The sequence below is a fragment of the Firmicutes bacterium HGW-Firmicutes-1 genome, from assembly GCA_002841625.1.
Classification (GTDB): Bacteria; Bacillota; Clostridia; order Lachnospirales; family Vallitaleaceae; genus HGW-1.
Genome location: PHAG01000010.1, coordinates 39,776 through 60,083 on the forward strand (window position 1 = coordinate 39,776; position 20,308 = coordinate 60,083).

At 32.4% G+C, this 20,308-nt stretch carries 22 protein-coding genes; 16 read left to right on the forward strand and 6 right to left on the reverse strand.

Annotation, left to right across the window (positions count from 1 at the left end; genetic code table 11):
* Nucleotides 1-169 precede the first annotated feature (169 nt).
* Nucleotides 170-454 carry a transcriptional regulator gene (locus tag CVU84_12995; GenBank protein ID PKM93824.1) on the reverse strand — a complete coding sequence of 95 codons (285 nt, stop codon included), beginning with the start codon at nt 452-454 and terminating at the stop codon, nt 170-172.
* Nucleotides 455-701: 247 nt separating this feature from the next.
* Between CVU84_12995 and CVU84_13000 the strand changes: the two genes are divergently transcribed.
* Nucleotides 702-1,238 carry a phosphohydrolase gene (locus CVU84_13000; GenBank protein PKM93825.1) on the forward strand — a complete coding sequence of 179 codons (537 nt, stop codon included), beginning with the start codon at nt 702-704 and terminating at the stop codon, nt 1,236-1,238.
* Nucleotides 1,239-1,334: 96 nt separating this feature from the next.
* Here CVU84_13000 and CVU84_13005 read toward each other — a convergent pair whose 3' ends face one another.
* Nucleotides 1,335-1,982: a hemolysin gene (locus CVU84_13005; GenBank protein ID PKM93826.1), complete on the reverse strand. Its 648-nt coding sequence runs from the start codon at nt 1,980-1,982 to the stop codon at nt 1,335-1,337.
* Between the two features lie 277 nt (nt 1,983-2,259).
* Between CVU84_13005 and CVU84_13010 the strand changes: the two genes are divergently transcribed.
* The gene (locus CVU84_13010; GenBank protein ID PKM93827.1) at nt 2,260-3,126 is read left to right on the forward strand and encodes a 16S rRNA (adenine(1518)-N(6)/adenine(1519)-N(6))-dimethyltransferase; all 867 of its coding nucleotides are present in this window, start codon (nt 2,260-2,262) and stop codon (nt 3,124-3,126) included.
* Nucleotides 3,127-3,180: 54 nt separating this feature from the next.
* A complete protein-coding gene (locus CVU84_13015) occupies nt 3,181-4,443 on the forward strand; it encodes a hypothetical protein (GenBank protein PKM93828.1) in 1,263 nt (420 codons plus the stop codon).
* A gap of 194 nt (nt 4,444-4,637) precedes the next feature.
* On the opposite strand, the gene CVU84_13020 is transcribed toward CVU84_13015, so the two are convergent.
* Genes CVU84_13020 through CVU84_13030 form a run of 3 tightly spaced genes read right to left on the reverse strand, consistent with a single transcriptional unit; the run spans nt 4,638 to nt 6,618 of the window.
* Entirely contained in the window at nt 4,638-5,675 is a 1,038-nt protein-coding gene (locus CVU84_13020) for a hypothetical protein (protein PKM93829.1), read from the reverse strand.
* Nucleotide 5,676: 1 nt separating this feature from the next.
* Nucleotides 5,677-6,306, reverse strand: coding sequence for a hypothetical protein (locus tag CVU84_13025; GenBank protein ID PKM93830.1), 630 nt, complete (start codon nt 6,304-6,306; stop codon nt 5,677-5,679).
* A gap of 3 nt (nt 6,307-6,309) precedes the next feature.
* Complete coding sequence (locus CVU84_13030; protein ID PKM93831.1) at nt 6,310-6,618, reverse strand: PadR family transcriptional regulator; 309 nt, start codon at nt 6,616-6,618, stop codon at nt 6,310-6,312.
* 209 nt (nt 6,619-6,827) lie between these two features.
* Between CVU84_13030 and CVU84_13035 the strand changes: the two genes are divergently transcribed.
* The 10 genes from CVU84_13035 to CVU84_13080 all read left to right on the forward strand — a co-directional run bounded on the left by CVU84_13035 (nt 6,828) and on the right by CVU84_13080 (nt 15,270).
* Nucleotides 6,828-7,793: a 3-oxoacyl-ACP synthase gene (locus tag CVU84_13035; GenBank protein ID PKM93832.1), complete on the forward strand. Its 966-nt coding sequence runs from the start codon at nt 6,828-6,830 to the stop codon at nt 7,791-7,793.
* Between the two features lie 77 nt (nt 7,794-7,870).
* Nucleotides 7,871-8,095 (forward strand): acyl carrier protein, encoded by a 225-nt coding sequence (locus CVU84_13040; GenBank protein PKM93833.1) that lies wholly within the window; start codon nt 7,871-7,873, stop codon nt 8,093-8,095.
* Between the two features lie 215 nt (nt 8,096-8,310).
* Nucleotides 8,311-9,234: a [acyl-carrier-protein] S-malonyltransferase gene (gene fabD, locus CVU84_13045; GenBank protein ID PKM93834.1), complete on the forward strand. Its 924-nt coding sequence runs from the start codon at nt 8,311-8,313 to the stop codon at nt 9,232-9,234.
* Nucleotides 9,235-9,242: 8 nt separating this feature from the next.
* Entirely contained in the window at nt 9,243-9,983 is a 741-nt protein-coding gene (locus CVU84_13050; protein ID PKM93835.1) for a beta-ketoacyl-ACP reductase, read from the forward strand.
* A gap of 29 nt (nt 9,984-10,012) precedes the next feature.
* Nucleotides 10,013-11,248 (forward strand): beta-ketoacyl-[acyl-carrier-protein] synthase II, encoded by a 1,236-nt coding sequence (gene fabF, locus CVU84_13055; GenBank protein ID PKM93836.1) that lies wholly within the window; start codon nt 10,013-10,015, stop codon nt 11,246-11,248.
* Nucleotides 11,249-11,268: 20 nt separating this feature from the next.
* Nucleotides 11,269-11,730 (forward strand): acetyl-CoA carboxylase biotin carboxyl carrier protein, encoded by a 462-nt coding sequence (accB, locus tag CVU84_13060; protein PKM93837.1) that lies wholly within the window; start codon nt 11,269-11,271, stop codon nt 11,728-11,730.
* Nucleotides 11,731-11,751: 21 nt separating this feature from the next.
* Entirely contained in the window at nt 11,752-12,177 is a 426-nt protein-coding gene (gene fabZ, locus CVU84_13065; protein PKM93838.1) for a 3-hydroxyacyl-[acyl-carrier-protein] dehydratase FabZ, read from the forward strand.
* Between the two features lie 10 nt (nt 12,178-12,187).
* A complete protein-coding gene (accC, locus tag CVU84_13070; protein ID PKM93839.1) occupies nt 12,188-13,537 on the forward strand; it encodes an acetyl-CoA carboxylase biotin carboxylase subunit in 1,350 nt (449 codons plus the stop codon).
* A gap of 2 nt (nt 13,538-13,539) precedes the next feature.
* Nucleotides 13,540-14,385 carry an acetyl-CoA carboxylase carboxyl transferase subunit beta gene (locus CVU84_13075; GenBank protein ID PKM93840.1) on the forward strand — a complete coding sequence of 282 codons (846 nt, stop codon included), beginning with the start codon at nt 13,540-13,542 and terminating at the stop codon, nt 14,383-14,385.
* 102 nt (nt 14,386-14,487) lie between these two features.
* Nucleotides 14,488-15,270, forward strand: a complete 783-nt coding sequence (locus CVU84_13080) for an acetyl-CoA carboxylase carboxyl transferase subunit alpha (GenBank protein PKM93841.1) — start codon at nt 14,488-14,490, stop codon at nt 15,268-15,270.
* Nucleotides 15,271-15,359: 89 nt separating this feature from the next.
* Here the strand turns inward: CVU84_13080 and CVU84_13085 are convergent, their stop codons facing one another.
* Nucleotides 15,360-16,022 carry an alpha/beta hydrolase gene (locus CVU84_13085; protein ID PKM93842.1) on the reverse strand — a complete coding sequence of 221 codons (663 nt, stop codon included), beginning with the start codon at nt 16,020-16,022 and terminating at the stop codon, nt 15,360-15,362.
* A 305-nt stretch (nt 16,023-16,327) separates the two neighbouring features.
* Between CVU84_13085 and CVU84_13090 the strand changes: the two genes are divergently transcribed.
* Genes CVU84_13090 through CVU84_13100 form a run of 3 tightly spaced genes read left to right on the forward strand, consistent with a single transcriptional unit; the run spans nt 16,328 to nt 20,101 of the window.
* Nucleotides 16,328-17,623, forward strand: coding sequence for a hypothetical protein (locus CVU84_13090; GenBank protein ID PKM93843.1), 1,296 nt, complete (start codon nt 16,328-16,330; stop codon nt 17,621-17,623).
* Between the two features lie 6 nt (nt 17,624-17,629).
* Nucleotides 17,630-18,358, forward strand: coding sequence for a hypothetical protein (locus tag CVU84_13095; GenBank protein PKM93844.1), 729 nt, complete (start codon nt 17,630-17,632; stop codon nt 18,356-18,358).
* A 21-nt stretch (nt 18,359-18,379) separates the two neighbouring features.
* Nucleotides 18,380-20,101, forward strand: a complete 1,722-nt coding sequence (locus CVU84_13100; protein ID PKM93845.1) for a hypothetical protein — start codon at nt 18,380-18,382, stop codon at nt 20,099-20,101.
* Nucleotides 20,102-20,308: the final 207 nt, after the last annotated feature.

Sequence of the window (20,308 nt, forward strand, 5' to 3'; positions counted from 1 at the left end):
AAACAAAAAATACAAAAACAAGAAAAAAAATAAGAAATACAACAATAAGAAATACAACAAAACAACAATTAGAAACTAAAAGAAGAATTTCAATAAAATAGAACCTATAGTATAGACACTTGTTAAAAGAGTTTATACTATAGGTCCTTCTTGTTTATAACCGTACTAATTAATTAGCATCTTTGTGCATAAGTGCATTAATGACGCGAATAGCATCTTCATTTATAACCTTATAATTGATTTCTAAACCGTTACGTTCGCCAGATATTATTCTAGCAGATTTAAGTTTTGAAATATGCTGGGATACAGTTGATTGAGGTATATTTAGGCAATTTTGCATAAATGAAACATTACATCCATCTTGATTTAGTAATCCATTTACGATACATAACCTTGTTGGATGGCCTAGTACCTTTAAAAGTTCAGCCATTTCAGTATATTTGTTGATATCCATTTGTTCACCTCGTTAATTGTATTATTATAATATGTGAATAAGTATAGTTTAGCAGAAAAATAAATGAAAGTAAAGCGGAGATATCTTTATTCTAAAAGGACATTTTAGTATAGTATAGGAGGTGACTTATGAAGGTAAATGGTCGAAGGCTTATATTGAAAGGATTCTTAATAAATAAAATTTAAAACCGCATTTATGAAATCATATGTTATAATTGTATAATAAGATATGAATTGAGGAGTTTATTATGACAACACAAGACAGTTATGAAATTGTTAAACATAATATTAGAGTGAGTAATCTAGCAGAAGGGTTTGCTAGATATTTAGGATTCTCAGAAGAAATGAGTAAAATGGTCGCAGTAGCGGGTGTTTTCATTGACTTAGGTAAAATTGCAATGGATTATAGCGTTTTCAATAAGGAAAGAGTGTTAACAGAAGATGAATTTGAATATGTTAAACAACATTCCTCAAAGAGTACAGAAATTCTTATTCAAAGCAATCTGATTTCTAAGGATATTTTATCTTGTATTATTCATCATCATGAAAACTTTGATGGAACAGGGTATCCAAGTAAGTTGAAAGGGATTATGATTCCAGAAGGTGCTAGGGTACTAAAGATATGCGATGTATATTTAGCACTCATTGAAAAAAGACCCTATAGAGAGTCGTTTTCTCATGAAGGTGCAATTGAAATAATTCGAAGTGAGAGAAACAAGTTTGATTCTAAATTACTAGATGAATTTGTTGTTTATATAGAATCATCCAAACAAGAATATAAATAAACCAGAAGAATAATAAAATAACAACTAAGAAAAACTGTAAATAGGATTGTTGAAATTGATCAACGAATCTATAAACAGTTTTTGATTTTTAAAATATTAAAACGTTAATACATATTGATACATAAGAACAAAGTGACAATAACTACCTAATAAGACAAACAAATGAAAGATTTCATGAAAACCAAACCACTTTGAATTAATTTTTGGCCATTTAGTACCATAAATAATAGCACCAAGTGTATAGGCAATCCCTCCTGCGAATAGCCAACTAATAGCTGTACCAGGTAAAGTTTTTGCAAGTGGAAAAATTGCTATTACAATCATCCAACCCATTCCAATGTATATTCCAGTGTTAATCCACCGAGGAGCATTCATCCAAAATAATTTGAATAAGATGCCTGCGATTGCAGTCGACCATATAATACATAGTAAAGTAAGTCCAATTGTTCCCTTCAAGGGTATTAAACAAATAGGGGTATAGGTTCCAGCTATTAAGACAAAAATCATCATATGATCAATTCTGTGAAGAATATTGCTTAAGCCTTTTGGTCTATCGATAATATGATATAAAGTACTAGCTAAATATAGTAGTATTAAACTCGATCCAAAAATTGCAAATGCTGCAACATGAATTGTGGAACCAACGATATACGACTTAGATACTAGACTAAAGACAGCAATAATGGATAGAATAACTCCAATAAAATGAGTGAACGCACTCATAGGATCTTTAATATACTTCATATTAACACCTCCAACACGTAGTATCTAATACTACGTTTGATAATACGTACATTATAATACGTGATTAACGATAACGCAAGAACTATTTATTATAAATACATTGAACGATATTAGTATTAACTTTCATAGCTCAGCTTATACATTATTAGCCGTCATAATCGAAAAAAATCTATAAAGCGAGATAACTAGTTGAGTATATAAATGTAGTTACATATTATTTTTACTATGCTATAATTATCCTTACTGAAATATAATAAGATTACCAATGGAGATACAAATGCAAGAAAAAATAGCAACACCAAAAAGAACAATGGAAATCATCAATAAATACAATTTTATTTTTCAAAAAAGATTTGGGCAAAACTTTCTGATAGACTCAAATATCCTTGAAAAAATTGTACACGGGGCAGAATTAACAAAAGAAGATGTTGTTATAGAGATTGGTCCGGGTATTGGAAGTTTAACTCAAGTTTTGGCTGAGAATGCAAAAATGGTTATCGCTATAGAAATTGATAAGAAGTTAATTCCTATACTAGAGGAGACTCTAATAGGATACGACAATGTTATCATTATCAATGAAGACATTTTAAAGGTTGATATGCAAAAGCTTATAGACCAATATAATGATGGTAGAAAGATTAAGGTAATAGCAAACTTACCTTATTATATTACTACTCCCATTATTATGGGTCTGTTTGAAAACAACGTTCCAGTTGATACAATCACGGTAATGGTACAAAAAGAAGTTGCAGACAGAATGCAAGCTGGACCTGGCACAAAAGATTATGGTGCACTCTCTTTAGCGGTACAATACTATTCAAAACCAAAGGTAATTGCTCAGGTTGGTCCTAACTGTTTCATACCAGCTCCGAAGGTAGGATCTTCAGTTATTAGTTTGAAGAGATTTGATGAACAAGAGATAGAAGTCGCCGACGAGAAATTCTTGTTTAGAATAATTAGAGCCTCATTTAACCAAAGAAGGAAAACATTAGTAAATAGTATAAGTAATCAAGAGACTCTTAACGTTTCAAAGGCTTGTTTGCAACAAGTACTTGGAAAAATGGGATTAGATGAAAGGATCAGAGGAGAAGCACTAACCTTAAAACAATTCATTGAGCTAAGTAATTATATATTAACTAATTGAAAAAATAATAAAACCCCCCTTTAACTAATATAAATATATAAAGGGGGTTTTTAAATGGAAAAATATATTAGAAAAATTGTTCATCTTGAAGTAATTAATAAAGAATATTGTTTAAAAGGAAAACCTATTATCGCGTACTATAAATTAGAAAAAAGAAGTGGTAAATACAAAATTACACTATCTATTGAAGGTATGAAACCTTTAGAAAATGAGAGCTATTATTTTTGTATAGTATTTAATAGAGGACAAAAATATTATATGAAAGAAATACAAGCAATAAGGCCAGATAAAAACGGGAAAATGAATGAATTAATTCCAGTTGAAGGTTTATGGATGGATGATTTAAAAGGAGTAGTTATAACAAGATATAAACATGAACAAATTTTAGTTGGATATCATGATGATGTGTTTAACCATGAAAATCTTGTCTTTGAAGAAGAAGTTACCAAGAAACACATCGTGGCAGCTAGCGACGAAGTTACAGTTGAGGATATTCGTGTTAATCAGCTGAAAAATTATAATCACGATAAAATTCAAGGCATTACTAACAAACAGAGTATGCATAATATAATTGATGAATCAAGCAATATGGATGCAAAGAATATTCATGATAATGAAAATACATCGAATGAACAAGGAACACCAAACACTCAAAACACTCAAAACACTCAAAACACCCAAAACACCCAAAACACCCAAAACACCCAAAAAACTCAAGACATTCCATATCCACATGACAATAAAATAAATAGTAATGGGAACGATACTAATACTGAAAATAACAATAACAATAAAAATACTAGCATACCAGATTCGATTAATAGGCAAAAAGTACTTAATAAGACGGAGAAAGATTTTAACCAGAGGTCGGATAATCAAAATCAACGTAAAACGAATATGAACCCTGAAAGTGGCTTAAATACAATTGAATATATTAAAAAGCAGCTTGAAATGAAAGAAGAAGTTAAAATTATTGATGAAATATTTGAAAAGAACGAAAAAATAACACCTTTTGATAAGCAAGATACAAAAACAGAGTGGGTAAAAATAGAAATAACTGACCTTGTATTTTTACCATTAGAGTCATGGATATTAATGAACAATGCCTTCTTGATGACTTGTTATAGAAAATACAAACATTTAATTTTAGGTAGAAGTAAAGTGGAAGGTGCATTAAAGCTGGGGATACCTGACATATATTATTTTAAAGAAAGTTTAGTAGCAAATGTATGTGGATTTCATGAATTCTATTCCTGCAATGGAAAAAATCCAAAATCAGGTGAATACGGATATTGGGTAATAAAAACTATATTATAACTTAAGATATGCTTTCGTAATATGTAATATAAATGTAAGGAGATATTCATATAAAATACATATTAACAAGATAGTATAATAGTATAGTTTGAATCCCCCTTTAAATTTAAATAGATATAATAATGAAAAATGTCCTATCCGCTTAAAAGTGGGTAGGACTTTTTTGTCATTTATGGTAAGTAATTTATAATTTTTTATTTTGAAGAAATTGACACGTTTCCAAAACTTGAGTAAATATGAAGATCAGGATTATCACTTTCTTTTACAATTGAAAAGCTTGAATCAATGTCAATATTGCCCATATTTGAATCAATATATGCAGTCGAGTTTTTATTATTTGCAAAGGATAGATCTACATTTCCCATCTCAGTACTAGTATTTAAATTTGCTACCTTCCCATTGAAATCTGCAACAATCTCACCCATTCTAGCAGTAAGATTTACAACTTCTATGTTCTTTGCAGCTGTTATATCTAAGCTTCCCATATCAAGCTCACATACCAAGGATTCGATAATATCTGTAAAATCAAGGCTCATTTCTCCAAAGTTAGAGGTAGAATCAAAAGAGGTAACAGGAGCAGACACACGTAAATCGATATCACCCATTTCACTATGAACTGAAATAGATTCTTTAGGGGTTGTTATATCTAAATCTATATTTCCTAAGCTTGACGTTAGATATAAATTATTGATCTTGCCAAAAATACTCTGATTTGTTATTTCTCCCATGGATAGTGTTAAATCTAAAGTATTACATACATAATCAGTCGGCACATGAACTTTAATATAACTATCATATTCACGATCTATAAAAATATCAGTTACGGAATAGTAGGTATTAATATAGAGGGTATTTTCCACTTGCTCTACTTTATATTCTACGGAATATAGAGGAGAGCTAGGATGTTCATTATAATACTCAACCATAATATCCGTGCGATCTTCTTCAACAAAAATTACATCTTCTAAAGAGGAGTTGATTACAATAGAGTCTGATAATGAAAAGTTATCTGTCTGAGAAGCTGTCACAGTTTCAAATTGGCTACTCTTGTTATTATTAAAAATGGACCAATTATAATTAAGATTTTTGCCATCATTAATTTGTAAGTTTCCAAAATTACTCAAAATATCTTTATGTTTTGAGATATAGTATCCAGTAAAGGATATGGCTATGATTAATACGATTGATAGGATCAATGAGGTAATGCCTAAGAATTTATGAAATCCTCTCATGTTAAAACCCCCTTATGAGCTTAATTAGCCATTTAACATATTTATAAGTATAAATACAAGTGAATCTAATTAAAAAATACATAATGATCAGCATTAAGCCACCAATACAGATTAGTATAATGGATATTGCGAAAAGAAGTATTGGATATTGATATAAGATGACAGGAGCACTTAAAAATGCAACGGGTGTAGCAATTAAAGAAGAGATTAATAAAGCAAATCCTCCAAATACTAGACCAATTCCAGCAACAGTAAAACCAATCAATATACCCCATGCTGCAATATAAAACCCAATAAAAATACTATTAAGGATTAATGCAACAATGGAAAGAGCAACGATTTCACCAATGCTATTTCCTTGGATTCTTGTTTGAGTGGGTTTTGGTTTATCTATATGGGAGGCTTCCGTGTTTTGATTAGATTGACTAACGACGGGCACAATTGCAGCAACATACTGCAGGGCTATTTTTTCTGGAGAACCTAAAGCAGTAATAACATCCTCTTCGGAGGTTCCTTCTTTAAGCTCTTCTTTAAAATGTTCTTCATAATCGTACATGATATCTCTTCTTTCATTATATGGTAAAGAAGTAAGCAAACGATCTAAGTTTTCTAAATAATCGTCTTTTAACATAATTTAATCCTCCTTAATAAGATTGTTGACTCGACTTAAGATGTCATGCCATTCTAATACATAACTTTCTTTTGCTTCAAAGCCTTTTTTAGTGAGACGATAAAACTTTTTGGATTCACCTTCAAGTTCCGCTATATAGGTTTCTATAAAACCATCAGATATTAATTGTCTCAGTAAGGGATATAAAGTACCCATGGGTATCTTTATGCAACTAGAAATTATTTTTACAAGCTCATAAGCATAATATTCCTTTTTAGAAAGGATAGAGAATATACATAATTCAATTACCCCTTTATTAAATTGAATGTTCAAAAGGTTAACCTCCTAGGTAAAATGATTCATAGCCTATGTCAAAAAGTATATCATGCAAGGCTTTGTAAAAGGCTATAACTGGATTAAAATTTGGTTAAAAAACCTTGACAAAACAAAAAAAAATGATATACTTTGAATATCAAAGCAAATACTTTGATTATCAAACAATTTGACGATTTATGTAATTATATGTAAACAAGGAGTTGCCTATGAAATATGGAAAGATCATTGGTACAGGTAAATATTTACCAGATAAAATCCTTACCAATACTGAGTTAGAACAGATGGTAGAAACGAATCACGAATGGATATTTTCAAGAACAGGAATTAAAGAAAGACGAATTGCAAATGATCAAACCAGTTATGAACTTGCAATATTAGCAGCAGAAGATGCTCTTGAATCTTCAAAATTGAACCCTGAAAACATAGAATTGATAATTGTTGCAACAATGACAGCTGAATATGCCACACCTGCAATTGCGTGCTTAGTACAAAAGGCTATAGGAGCAAAAAATGCTCTTGCTTTTGATTTAAATGCTGCTTGCTCAGGCTTCATTTTTGCACTTCATACAGCAAATCAGTTTATGATAAGTGGCACTTATAAAAATGCACTCATTATTGGAAGTGAAAAACTATCTAACATAGTAAATTGGGAAGATAGAAATACATGTGTACTATTTGGTGATGGAGCAGGCGCTGTCGTTCTTGAGGCAAGCGAACAACCAGGAATCATAGAAACTATTTGTCAGTCAGTTGGTGATGATTATACCAGCTTAACCGCAGGAATTAATAGGATTAAAACACCTTTTCCAAATACTGATGTTGAAAATAATTTTATACAAATGGATGGAAGAGAAGTATTTGAATTTGCATGTACGAAAGTACCTCAATGTATAGAGGATGTTTTGGTAAAAGCAAATATCGAAAAGAGCGAGGTTGATTATTTTATATTGCATCAAGCGAATATAAGAATTATCAATAGAGTTGCTAAAAAACTTGACCAAAACATTGAAAAATTTTATACTAATATTGATAGCTACGGCAATACTTCATCTGCAAGCATTGGTATAGCGCTAGATGAAATGTATAGAAGTGGAAATCTAAAAGACAAAAAAGTTGTATTATCTGGATTTGGTGCTGGTTTAACTTATGGTGCAAGCATTATTCAATTTTAACAGCTTTTAGGATATCTTGACTAGGATATACGAAGTTAAGAATCCCCAATATAATATTATTTTAGGAGGATTAAGAAATGAATTTTGAAAAATTAAAAGAACTTATTGTAGAAGAATTAGGTGTTGAAGCAGACGCAGTAACAGCGGAAGCAAGTTTTTCTGATGATTTAGGAGCAGATTCTTTAGACTTATTTGAATTAGTTATGGCTATAGAAGACACTTTTGGTGTAAAAATTCCAAATGAAGATTTAGCTAATATCAAAACAGTTCAAAATGCAATTGATTATATTGAAGCTAACTAATTAGCACTTATACCAAATGCAGGCTAGCTTGCATTTGGTAATTATCTTTATCGGTTAACGGTACAATTACTTAAGATGAATGAACTTAACGTATCAAGAAATGTCCAATATTAGATCGAAATATATAATTCGAAAGGATTTTAATATAAGTAATAAATAAAGGCATTATGAAATCAATGGTTTTAGTAGCAAAATAGAGTGAAGGTAGGGACGATATGAGCAAAATAGCATTTGTTTTTCCAGGTCAAGGAGCACAGTATGTAGGTATGGGAGAAGAAATAATAAAAAGCAATATTGAAAGTAAAGCTATCTTTGACTGTGCTGATAAAATACTTGATTTTGATTTAAAAGAAATTTGCTTTACACAACAAGAAAAAATCAATAGTACAGAATATACACAACCAGCATTGCTTACTGTTTCTATAGCAATTTTAAAGGCTATTGAAGAGTTAGGTATTAAGCCTGATTATGTAGCAGGGTTAAGCCTTGGTGAATATAGTGCGCTTGTAGCAAATGGATGTATCGCTTTTGAAGACGCTGTTTATCTTGTAAGAAAAAGAGGACAGTTTATGGAAGAAGCAGCTAGAAAAACACAAGGCTCAATGGCAGCAATTCTTGGATCAGATAGAGTAACAATTGAGGAAGAATGTAAAAAGGCATCAGGAATTGTAGGTATAGCAAATTATAATAGTCCAGCACAAATGGTTATTGCAGGGGAAATTCAATCAGTTTCAGAAGTCTCTTCAAAGCTTTCAGAAAAAGGAATTAGAGTAATTCCACTAAACGTTAGTGGTGCTTTTCACTCGATATTAATGAAAGAGGCGGCTAATCAGCTGGAAACGGTGCTGAATGATATACAAATTAATTCATTTGAAACACCGTATGCAACTAACGTAACAGGAGAAATAATAACTACAAGTGAAGAGGTTAAGGCCTTACTCATTCAACAGGTTATGTCATCTGTGAAATGGGAGGACTGTATTCATTCCTTAATTGCAAAAGGTGTAGATATATTTGTTGAAATTGGACCAGGAAAAACCTTATCTGGACTCATTAAAAAAATAGATAGAAGTAAAAAAGTAGTAAACATTGAAAACTTTAATGGCTTACAAAGCTTAAAAAAGGAATTGGAGGTATAGAGATCATTATGTTAGATAAAAAAGTAGCTCTTATAACAGGCGCTAATACAGGTATTGGTAAGGAAATTGCCCTTACATTAGCCGCAGAAGGATTTATTGTAATTGTAAATTACTTATTCAATGAAGAAAAAGCCCAAGAGGTTAAATCAGAAATTGAAGGTAAAGGTGGACAGTGTCACCTGCAATACGGAGATGTAAGTGATTTTACAAAGGCAGCTGAAATAATGGAAGAAGCTTTTACTATGTTTGGAAGATTAGATGTATTAGTCAATAACGCGGGTATCACTAGAGATCAGCTTGTTTTAAGAATGACGGAGGAAGATTTTGATGATGTTCTTCGTGTAAATCTAAAGGGTACTTTTAATTGTGTAAAAGGTGTTTCTAAGAGAATGCTCAAGCAACGATTTGGTAAAATAATTAACATGTCATCTGTAGTTGGAATTATGGGGAATATAGGACAATGTAATTATTCAGCATCTAAGGCAGGGGTTATTGGTTTAACGAAGTCACTCGCACGTGAATTCGCTGCAAGAAATATTCAAGTAAATGCTATAGCACCAGGGTTTATTGAGACAGATATGACAGATAAAATCCCAGAAAAAATAAAAGAAGAAATGATAAGTACAATACCCCTTCAAAGAATGGGAAAACCTGAAGATATTGCAAGTTTAGTTGCATTTCTAGCTTCAGATAAAGCTAATTATATAACGGGTCAAATAATACAAGTTGATGGCGGCATGGCCATGTAATTTACTGGTGATGCTTAAGGAGGAACAGAATGCGTAAAAGAGTAGTAGTAACTGGGCTTGGGGTAATTTCTCCAGTTGGTAATAATGTAGATGCCTTCTGGAGCAGCTTACGACAAGGTGTATGTGGAATAGATAGAACAACAAGCTTTGATATAACGGAATTTGATTCAAAAGTTTCTGGTCAGGTTAAAGATTTTGATGAAAAGGTATATATGGACAGAAAAATTGCAAAGCGAATGGATCGATTTTCACATTTTGCGATAGCAGCGACTAAAGAGGCACTTGATATGTCTGGATTAGACCTTGAGAAGGAAGATTTGACTAGAATTGGTGTTATTATAGGCTCAGGCATTGGTAGCTTAGGAACGATTGAAATAGAAGAACAAAAGCTTATTGAAAAGGGCCCAAGTAAAATATCACCAATGCTTATTCCGAAAATCATTGCTAACATAGCAGCGGGTAATGTTGCTATTAGATTTGGGTTAAAGGGCATGTGTACATGTGTTGTAACAGCATGTGCAAGTGGTACTAATTCAATTGGAGATGCTTTTAGAGCAATTCAATATGGAACTGCTGATGTTATGGTAGCAGGTGGTACTGAAAGTAGTATTTGCCCGCTAGGAATTGCTGGTTTTACATCGCTAACAGCACTTTCAACAACACATGATCCATTAAAAGCTTCTAGACCCTTTGATAAAAATAGAAATGGTTTTGTTTTAGGAGAAGGAGCTGGCACGTTAATACTTGAAGAGCTAGATCATGCCTTAAATAGAGGTGCAAATATATTAGCAGAAGTTAGCGGATATGGAGCAACTTGTGATGCTTATCATCTTACGTCCCCTTCACCTGATGGAGAAGGTGCAGCAAGGTGTATGGAGTTAGCAATTGCAGATGGGGGTGTTTCGAAAGAAGATATATCCTATATTAATGCGCATGGCACAAGTACAGAATACAATGATAAGTTTGAGACAATTGCGATTAAAAGAGTTTTTGGTGATTATGCATATAAAATACCTGTTAGTTCAACAAAATCAATGACTGGACATTTACTTGGAGCAGCTGGAGCAATAGAGGCCGTTGCTTGTGTTAAGTCAATCAATGACAATTATGTACATCCTACAATTGGGTATGAGACACCAGATGAAGACTGTGATCTTGATTATGTTCCAAATTTTGGCAGAGAAGTTGAAGTGAACTGTGTTTTGACCAATTCATTAGGCTTTGGTGGTCACAATGCAACATTACTATTTAAAAAATATAAGTAATTTAAGGAGATTAAGATAATATGGAGACAGGAGAAATAAAAGAACTAATTCAAGCACTTAAAGATTCAGAGTATAGTTATATTGAAATTAAACATGAAGGTAGTCAAATCATTCTTAGTAAAGAGGCAACTTCAATTTCCACGCCTAGAGGTTTTGTTTCTCATAGTAGTGTAGAAGCAGCAGTTGTAGCAAAAACAGAAACCATCAGTGAAGCAGTAGTAGTAGATAGTGATTCAACATGTCATATTGTAAAATCACCGATAGTGGGAACTTTTTATGCTTCATCCAGCCCTGAAAATCCACCTTTTGTAAAAAAAGGTCAAAAGATTAAAAAAGGTGATACGCTTTGTATTATTGAAGCGATGAAGCTGATGAATGAAATTGATGCTGATGTAGAAGGTGAGATTGTAGACATTCTAATCTGTAATGAAGCAGTTGTAGAATACAATCAACCATTGTTTAAGATCAAGGTAACGGCATAATAGAAAGGACGGTAGAAGAGTATGTTAACAATTAATGAGATTAAAAATATAATTCCACATAGAGCACCATTTTTATTAATCGATAAGGTGGAAGAATTGATTCCAGGTGAACGCGCTACTGCTTATAAAAACGTTACTTTTAATGAATACTTTTTTGAAGGACATTTTCCACAGGAACCTGTTATGCCTGGCGTTCTAATCATTGAAGCCCTTGCACAAACGGGAGCAGTCGCTATTTTATCACTAGAAGAACTAAAAGGTAAAATTGCCTATTTCGGTGGAATTAAAAGTGCTAGATTTAGAGGTAAGGTTATACCAGGTGATGTACTAAAGCTTGATGTAGAAATTATAAAAAGAAGAGGCCCGATTGGGGTTGGGCAAGCGACAGCAACTGTGAATGGAAAGGTCGTAACTGAATGCGAATTAACCTTTGTTGTTGGAGAATAAGGAGAGTAGTATGTTTAATAAAATATTAATTGCAAATAGAGGCGAAATAGCAGTAAGAATTATTAGAGCTTGTAGAGAGCTTGGAATTCAAACTGTAGCAGTTTACTCAGAAGCAGACAAAGAATCACTACATACGCAACTAGCTGATGAAGCTATATGTATTGGACCTGCTAAGGCAAGCGAAAGCTATTTGGATATAAAAAGAATCATCAGTGCTACTTTAGCTACTAAGGCAGATGCAATACATCCTGGTTTCGGATTTTTATCGGAAACCCCTAAGTTTGCTAAAATATGCGAGGAAAGCAATATTACATTTATTGGACCAAGCTCTGAAATGATGGAATGCATGGGCAATAAATCAAGAGCTAGAGAAACAATGAAAAAGGCTGGAATTCCTATTGTGCCAGGTTCTGAAGGGGTAATAAAGGATATAAAAGAGGCTAAAAAACTTGCAAAACGTATAGGCTATCCTGTAATTATGAAGGCTTCCTCTGGTGGTGGAGGAAAGGGTATGAGAGTTGCGCACTGTGAAGAAGAGGTATCAAATAGCTTTTTGATGGCAAAAAGAGAAGCAAAAGCTTCCTTTAATGATGATGCAATGTATATGGAAAAATATGTTGTTAATCCTAAACATATAGAATTTCAAATATTTGGAGACAAGCAAGGTAACATCATTCATTTAGGTGAAAGAGATTGTTCGATTCAAAGAAGACATCAAAAGGTTATGGAGGAAGCACCTTCAGCAGCCATTGATGAAGCACTTAGAAAGAAAATGGGCGATATAGCTGTAAAAGCAGCAAAAGCGATTCATTATTACAATGCTGGAACTGTGGAATTTTTACTGGCTGAAAATGGAGAGTTTTATTTTATGGAAATGAACACTCGTATCCAAGTAGAACATCCAATAACTGAAATGATCACAGGAATTGACCTAATCAAAAAACAAATAGAAATTGCTGCGGGTAGACCATTAAATTTAAAGCAAAAGGATGTCATCATAAAAGGTCATTCAATTGAATGCCGTATAAATGCTGAAAATCCATCTAAAGGTTTTAGACCATCACCAGGAAAGATCACAAATTTACATTTGCCGGGTGGTAATGGTGTTAGAATTGATAGTGCAATTTATTATGGTTATGAAGTACCGCCTAACTACGATTCCATGTTAGCGAAGCTTATAGTATATGGTAAGGATAGGCAAGAAGCAATTGCTAAGATGAATAGTGCAATTGGAGAATTCATTATCGAAGGTATCGATACTAATATAGAATTCCAATATGAAATTTTGCATAATAAAGAATTTATTGAAGGTAAATATAACACTGGATTTATAGAAAACCTCGCAAAAGGTGTTGAATAATCATGGCCAATGTATTTCGTAAAACACAATATGTTAAGCTTCCGACAAAACAAGTAATTCAACAAAATATTCCTACTGATTTATGGGTCAAATGTGATGTTTGTGGAGAAATTATTTATAAGGATGACTTTCATACCAATAACAAAACCTGCGTAAAGTGTGAACAACATTTTAGGTTAGATGGTTATGGGCGAGTAAAACTAGTTATCGATGAAGGTACTTTTGTTGAAAGTAATTTAGATGTAATCACGAAAAATGTATTGAATTTTCCAGGTTATGATAAGAAGATTGAAGCACTTCAACAAAGCACTGGTTTGGTTGAGGGTGTAATTACTGGAACAGGAGAAATGAATGGGTGTAAGGTTGCATTAGGCGTCATGGATAGTAGATTTCTTATGGGTAGCATGGGAGCTGCTGTAGGAGAAAAAATTACAAGACTTATTGAAGAAGCGACAATGCAGAAAATTCCTTTGATTATATTTACGGCATCTGGTGGAGCTAGAATGCAGGAGGGTATCATATCTCTTATGCAGATGGCTAAAACATCCGCAGCAATTGGTAGACATAGTGAAAAGGGTGGACTTTATATTACCGTTTTAACAGATCCTACTACGGGTGGAGTTACAGCAAGCTTTGCAATGCTTGGGGATGTGATTTTAGCAGAACCGGGAAGCTTAATTGGTTTTGCAGGCCCAAGAGTAATTAAGCAAACCATTAAACAAGATCTTCCAGAGGGCTTTCAAAGAGCAGAATTTTTGTTAGAGCATGGTTTTGTAGATAAAATTGTTAAGAGAAATGAAATGAAAGAAACGCTATATAAAATTGTTAAACTTCATGGTATAATTTAATCAAATGGAAGCTTGCATTCTGTTAGTAGTAAATGCGGAGGTTTTGTAACCTTGACTAAATAACAGCAAAAAGTATTGGATGTAGAAAAAGGTGGTAATAAAATGTTGGCATGGGAAAAAGTTCAAAAAGCAAGAAGGATAGATCGTCCAACAAGTATTGATTATATTGAGAAAATCGTTGAAGATTTTATTGAGTTTCATGGAGATAGACTTTACGAAGATGATCATGCCATTATTGGTGGAATTGGAAGAATTGGTTCTATCAGTGTTACGGTTATTGCACAGGAAAAAGGTAAAAATACAAATGATAAAGTTATGAGAAACTTTGCTATGCCTAATCCAGAAGGCTATAGAAAAGCACTTAGACTTATGAAACAGGCAGAGAAATTTAACCGACCTGTTATTTGTTTTGTAGATACCCCTGGTGCATATCCAGGTATTGGTGCTGAGGAAAGAGGTCAAGGTGAAGCAATAGCAAAGAATCTATTAGAAATGTCGAAGCTTAAGGTTCCAATTATTTCTATTATTATTGGTGAGGGCGGCAGTGGTGGGGCGCTAGCACTTGCTGTAGCAGATCAGGTATGGATGCTTGAAAATGCCATTTATTCTATACTTTCTCCAGAAGGCTACGCTAGTATATTGTACAAGGATAGTAGTAAGGCAAAAGAAGTATCTGAAGAGATGAAACTAACCTCAGAGGATTTATTAGAACTTGGAGTAATTGATCGTATCATTAAAGAACCTTTAGACGGTGCTCATGAAAGCTTTAAGCCGATTGCAAGGGCATTGAAGGAAGCAATTGAAACAGAGTTAATTAGGCTAAAAGAAATTGAAATAAACGAATTACTCGATAGTAGATATCAAAAATATAGAAAGTTTTATTAACATATACAAGAGCTATAATGACGATGACGTGCACCCCAAACATTAGAATCTAATATTTGGGGTGCACGTCATTATAAACTTCATATTTGTTATAGATCTGTTAAGAATTTACCAGTTTTAATAAAGGTATCGATAAGCTCAGCGGTTTCTTCTTTCTTATGTATTTGAGTGTGCTTATACGGAAGCGTAATGAAGTCTGTTAATTCATCATACTTAACAGCATTTACATCAATACGTCCATCATTTATGCCTCCGATAAGACCAGATAGAAGTGGGGATGACTTAGTTCCAGCAATGGCACCAATTTCTACTTCGTTACCGATAAGCTTTAATAAATTAACTTGTTCAGGCTGTAGGCTTTTCATAGTTTTATAGATACTTATATAGGTTTTAGAAAGTTTTTCTGCGTAGCTAGCAAGCTTATATCCATGATTAGGTGTTGCAATTAGAACACAACGTCCAACGTAAGGCAAAAAATCACTAACAGCAAGAAAATGACGTATAATTAAACCACCCGTACTATGACCGACCAAATGAATCTTTTGTCCGTTTTTAAGCTTAGGGATTTTTTTGTCTGCTATTTCTATCAAAGCACTAGTTGCTTCTTCAATTGTCGAAAAGGTTAATGGTAAGTTAATTCTAGATACCTTATACCCCTTTGAAATTAATAAGTTTCTAAGCGGGGTCATATCCATGTAAGATCTGTGAAATCCATGTATTAGAATTATCCATTCTTTTCCATCTACGGGCATATTGTTCTCCTTAAAAATGTCTATTAACTATTATAACAAAAAAACAGGAGATTAGCACTAGCAAGAAAGTGGTAGCGTCGCTGATTTTCTTATTATTAAAATGTATTGCATAAGAAATTAAAAAAGCGGCAGATATGCATCAAGTATTTTAATCATAGCGTAGCCGATTTTCTTTTTTGATAAGAAAGTATGCAGAAGCAATTGGAAAAGCGGCAGATATGCATCAAGTATTTTAATCATAGCGTAGCCGATTTTCTTGTGATACAATTATTTTAGGATTAAATAAATATAGTCAGGTGATAAATATGAAGAAGGATCATGATAAAAAATATTGGTATAAACTTGATAATGCAGGTAAATTATATCCCTCCATCGTTTCTACTAGAATGTCTACAGTATTTAGAATGAGTATTGAACTATTAGAAGACGTTGATGCAAAAGCTTTACAAGCAGCAATCAGTCAAATTATAGAAAGATTCCCGTATTTCAAGGTAAACTTACGTAGGGGATTGTTTTGGTATTATTTTGAATACAGCGATAAACATCCTAAAATTGAAAAAGAAAAATACTACCCAAGTATGTTTATGAAATATAAGAAGAAAAAAACCTTTCCCTTTAGAATTCTTTATTATAATAACTATATAAATGTTGAATTTAGTCATAGTATTGCAGATGGATCAGGTGCAATTACCTTTTTAAAGACGCTGCTAATTCAATATTTTAAAATAAAGAAGCATATTATATGTGAAGAATTAGTTGGAGCAATTGACATTCATACACCTGTTGACCCTTTAGAGTTTGAAGATTCATTTAATAAATACTATAAAAAAGAAATTCCTATTGCAAAAAGAAATCGAAAGGCTGTACATTTCCCATTTCCACTTATAGAAAAGGGGAAGTATATTTTGTTAACGGGTATAGTTCCAATAGAATCAATTAAAAAACAAGCAAAATTACTAGGCTGCACAATTACACAACTCGTTACGGCTTATTATTTTGATGCAATACAAGAATATATTATGGGATTAAATAAAAAAGATAAAAAGAAGATGATCGGGAGAATTGTAATAAATATGCCCGTAGATCTTAGGCAAATGTTTCCATCAAAGTCACTCAAAAACTTCTTCATTTCCATTACACCAGAAATTGATTTAAGATTAGGAACCTACAGAATTGAAGAAATTGTTGATTATTTGAAAAGCTATATGAATATTCATATAAATGAAAAAACAATAAGTAAATACATTTCTAGAAATGTTAAAAATGAAAAGAAGATATTGATACGAATTTTACCGTTATGGTTTAAAAATCTAATTATGCCAACGATTTATAGTCGCTTTGGTGAACGAGGTTATACGAGTAGTATTTCGAATTTGGGGATTATTAAGCTTCCAAAGGAAATTGAGGAGTATGTCCATAAATTTGAAATTTTTCCACCTCCAAGCATTGAAAATAAAATCAAACTTGCTATTGTTACCTACAGAGATAATATGATGCTATGCTTTGGTTCCACAGTATACAATACTGAAGTTGAAAAAATATTTTTTAGAAAAATCAGAAAATTAGGAATACCAGTTAAAATTGAAACAAATATGAGGTGATAAAAAATGGCATATTGTCCTAAATGTGGTGTAGAATTAGATTCCTATATTAAAAACTGTCCCCTTTGTGAATTCCCCATACCAGATATTGGAGAAGAGGATATGGGATTAGAAGGAAAAGGTACTCATAAATATCCGAATGCTATTAGCACTTATCGTAGAGACTATAGAGTGATTAAAAATAAAATATTCTTTTCTTTTGTCTTAATTGTTATAAGTACCATTATTATATTAGCAGTGCTTAAGCTGGTTTATCCTGCAAGTACGCATATAGCCAATTATGTGTTAATCATTATTATTGCAATTTTGTTTTATATGTTTTTCTTTTTTTCATATTTAAAATCCGCCTATAATGTAATCGGAATATTGCTAACGACTGTATTCTTGACATATGCCATCGATTATCAAGTTGGAACGATAGGTTGGGCGTACTCATATGCGTTGCCGATAGTTGCTATATTATATGTGGACATTACTATTTTCAGAGCCCTCTATAAAGTAAGCAAGCATAAAAATCAATTTATTTATGTTCCATCTGTTTGTTTGTTGTTTATTAGTATCTTATGCGTAGGGATAGATGCTGTAATTTCTAGAAACATAAAAGGAGATATTCATTTATCTTGGTCACTAATTGTTCTTATCTGTGGTGGAGCAATTGCATTTACCGTGCTAGGTATTTATCATGGATTACCGGAGAAAAGCAAGGCATGGTTAAAAAGAAAATTACATGTGTAGATTTGTAAAAGGAGTGTTACTATGGTAGATAAAATAAAAAAAGCTTTCATAAAATTAGTTAAGAAATTAAAAAATAGTGTTGAGAGATTTCCAGAAACAATTATTATTACTGTTGTATTTGTAGTGATGGCAATCTATACAAATCATTCAACGAACGAAGCAATAGAAAATATTCTTATGGCATTAATACTCGGAATGCCAATATCAGCAACCATTGTACTTCTTGTTGAGAGATATGGTTGGAAGCTTAACTGGAGGTTTCTCCTAGATGCAATCTTAGTTATTGGGTTACTATTATTTTATTTAATGATACCAGAGACGCTTGGACAGAAGTTTATGGTTCGATATGCATCTGCTATAGTGGTTTTTTGTCTGCTATTTACATTGGTACCATATTATTTCAGGAGAAGAACATACGCAATTTATTGTATTAAATTATTAACCTCTTTTCTTGTGACCTATTTATATACATTTGTTCTTTTTGCTGGCATATCGGCAATGATTTTTACTGTTGATCAGTTATTTAATTTAGAATTAAATGGGGAGATATATGCGGATTTACTCATAATAACAACAGGGTTCTTTGGCGTGACCTATTTTCTAGGTAGCATTCCATTCGTAAGGTCGGAAATGACATTGGAAGATTATCCCAAAGTGTTCAAGGTGTTATTTGTATCTATTGTAATGCCGTTATTAACTGCATATACTGTCATACTTTATGCCTATTTTATAAAAATACTATTTAATAGAAGCTGGCCAGATGGTTTGGTTGGGAATCTTGTTTTATGGTATGGATGGATTGCTATTATCATTTTATTCTGTATTTTTGATTTTGGAGAAAAAAAGACATGGACAGGCTTTTTTAAAAGGATATTTCCTATCGCCTTTATCGTTCCGTTAGGCATGCTCATTAGTACTATATGGATTCGAACCAATAACTATGGCTTAACGGTGCTTCGATATTATGTATGGATGGCTGCGCTATGGTTTCTAATAGTAGTGATCTACTTGATAATCAATAAAAGACTATATTCAACATTTGTGATTGTGTCATTAATTGTGTTTATTTTGATTTCTGCATTTGGGCCAATGAATGGATTTGAGATGAGCATTAGAAGTCAGAATAATCGCCTAGAAAAGCTTTTAATCAAAAACGATATGTTAGCCAATGGTCAAATCGTTAAGGATGCGTCCTTGCCAGAAGATGAGAAGGAAAAGATTAACTCCATATTGAATTATATGAATAATATTGAGGCTATAAATAGAGTCAAATATGTACCAGAAGATTTCGAATTAAAAGATACAAAAGCAATATTTGGGTTCCCGTATCTTTTTGTAGATGGATGGGAACAGGAGCATTATAATTATTATTTTGATAATTTTAATACGATTGTTGATACATCTAAATATGAATATATAATAAACTTTTTTATTTCAGAGGGGCAAATGCCATATGAAATAAACAATGATTCCTTATCAATTCAGTTTACTGAAGAAAAGATGTTGAGCATTTCATATAAGAATGAAATCATTCTAAAGGAAAATTTAGGCGAAGTAATATTTTCACTTCATGAAAAGCTGCAAAACAAAACAGTTAGTAGTCAAGATGAGTTATCGTATACCTTTAAAACAGAGAAGGCAACGATTGTCTTAGAACTAAACAATTTATATGGTAGCATTGTTGATAATAATGAAGCTCAAATAGATTCGATTCAAGGGAAAATATGGGTTGATATACATTAATATCCATCAGGCTTAACCTAATGAAGGAGTCCTCTATCATAAATAAAGGGCTTCTTTTGCATTATTTAAGAGAAACGAGAATTTTAAGTCTCCATAGCCGTTTTTCCTTTACGATGAAAGTTCTGCAAAAGAAATTGGGAAAAGCGGCATAAAGTAAGCGAGAATTTTAAGTCTCAATAGCCGATTTTCCTATTACGATGAAAGTTC

What these genes read in the sequence shown, in the direction of transcription:
- CVU84_12995 (PKM93824.1), bottom strand. Translation starts at nt 454, where the DNA reads ATGGATATCAACAAATATACTGAAATGGCTGAACTTTTAAAGGTACTA.
- CVU84_13000 (PKM93825.1), top strand. Translation starts at nt 702, where the DNA reads ATGACAACACAAGACAGTTATGAAATTGTTAAACATAATATTAGAGTG.
- CVU84_13005 (PKM93826.1), bottom strand. Translation starts at nt 1,982, where the DNA reads ATGAAGTATATTAAAGATCCTATGAGTGCGTTCACTCATTTTATTGGA.
- CVU84_13010 (PKM93827.1), top strand. Translation starts at nt 2,260, where the DNA reads ATGCAAGAAAAAATAGCAACACCAAAAAGAACAATGGAAATCATCAAT.
- CVU84_13015 (PKM93828.1), top strand. Translation starts at nt 3,181, where the DNA reads ATGGAAAAATATATTAGAAAAATTGTTCATCTTGAAGTAATTAATAAA.
- CVU84_13020 (PKM93829.1), bottom strand. Translation starts at nt 5,675, where the DNA reads ATGAGAGGATTTCATAAATTCTTAGGCATTACCTCATTGATCCTATCA.
- CVU84_13025 (PKM93830.1), bottom strand. Translation starts at nt 6,306, where the DNA reads ATGTTAAAAGACGATTATTTAGAAAACTTAGATCGTTTGCTTACTTCT.
- CVU84_13035 (PKM93832.1), top strand. Translation starts at nt 6,828, where the DNA reads ATGAAATATGGAAAGATCATTGGTACAGGTAAATATTTACCAGATAAA.
- CVU84_13040 (PKM93833.1), top strand. Translation starts at nt 7,871, where the DNA reads ATGAATTTTGAAAAATTAAAAGAACTTATTGTAGAAGAATTAGGTGTT.
- fabD (PKM93834.1), top strand. Translation starts at nt 8,311, where the DNA reads ATGAGCAAAATAGCATTTGTTTTTCCAGGTCAAGGAGCACAGTATGTA.
- CVU84_13050 (PKM93835.1), top strand. Translation starts at nt 9,243, where the DNA reads ATGTTAGATAAAAAAGTAGCTCTTATAACAGGCGCTAATACAGGTATT.
- fabF (PKM93836.1), top strand. Translation starts at nt 10,013, where the DNA reads ATGCGTAAAAGAGTAGTAGTAACTGGGCTTGGGGTAATTTCTCCAGTT.
- accB (PKM93837.1), top strand. Translation starts at nt 11,269, where the DNA reads ATGGAGACAGGAGAAATAAAAGAACTAATTCAAGCACTTAAAGATTCA.
- fabZ (PKM93838.1), top strand. Translation starts at nt 11,752, where the DNA reads ATGTTAACAATTAATGAGATTAAAAATATAATTCCACATAGAGCACCA.
- accC (PKM93839.1), top strand. Translation starts at nt 12,188, where the DNA reads ATGTTTAATAAAATATTAATTGCAAATAGAGGCGAAATAGCAGTAAGA.
- CVU84_13075 (PKM93840.1), top strand. Translation starts at nt 13,540, where the DNA reads ATGGCCAATGTATTTCGTAAAACACAATATGTTAAGCTTCCGACAAAA.
- CVU84_13080 (PKM93841.1), top strand. Translation starts at nt 14,488, where the DNA reads ATGTTGGCATGGGAAAAAGTTCAAAAAGCAAGAAGGATAGATCGTCCA.
- CVU84_13085 (PKM93842.1), bottom strand. Translation starts at nt 16,022, where the DNA reads ATGCCCGTAGATGGAAAAGAATGGATAATTCTAATACATGGATTTCAC.
- CVU84_13090 (PKM93843.1), top strand. Translation starts at nt 16,328, where the DNA reads ATGAAGAAGGATCATGATAAAAAATATTGGTATAAACTTGATAATGCA.
- CVU84_13095 (PKM93844.1), top strand. Translation starts at nt 17,630, where the DNA reads ATGGCATATTGTCCTAAATGTGGTGTAGAATTAGATTCCTATATTAAA.
- CVU84_13100 (PKM93845.1), top strand. Translation starts at nt 18,380, where the DNA reads ATGGTAGATAAAATAAAAAAAGCTTTCATAAAATTAGTTAAGAAATTA.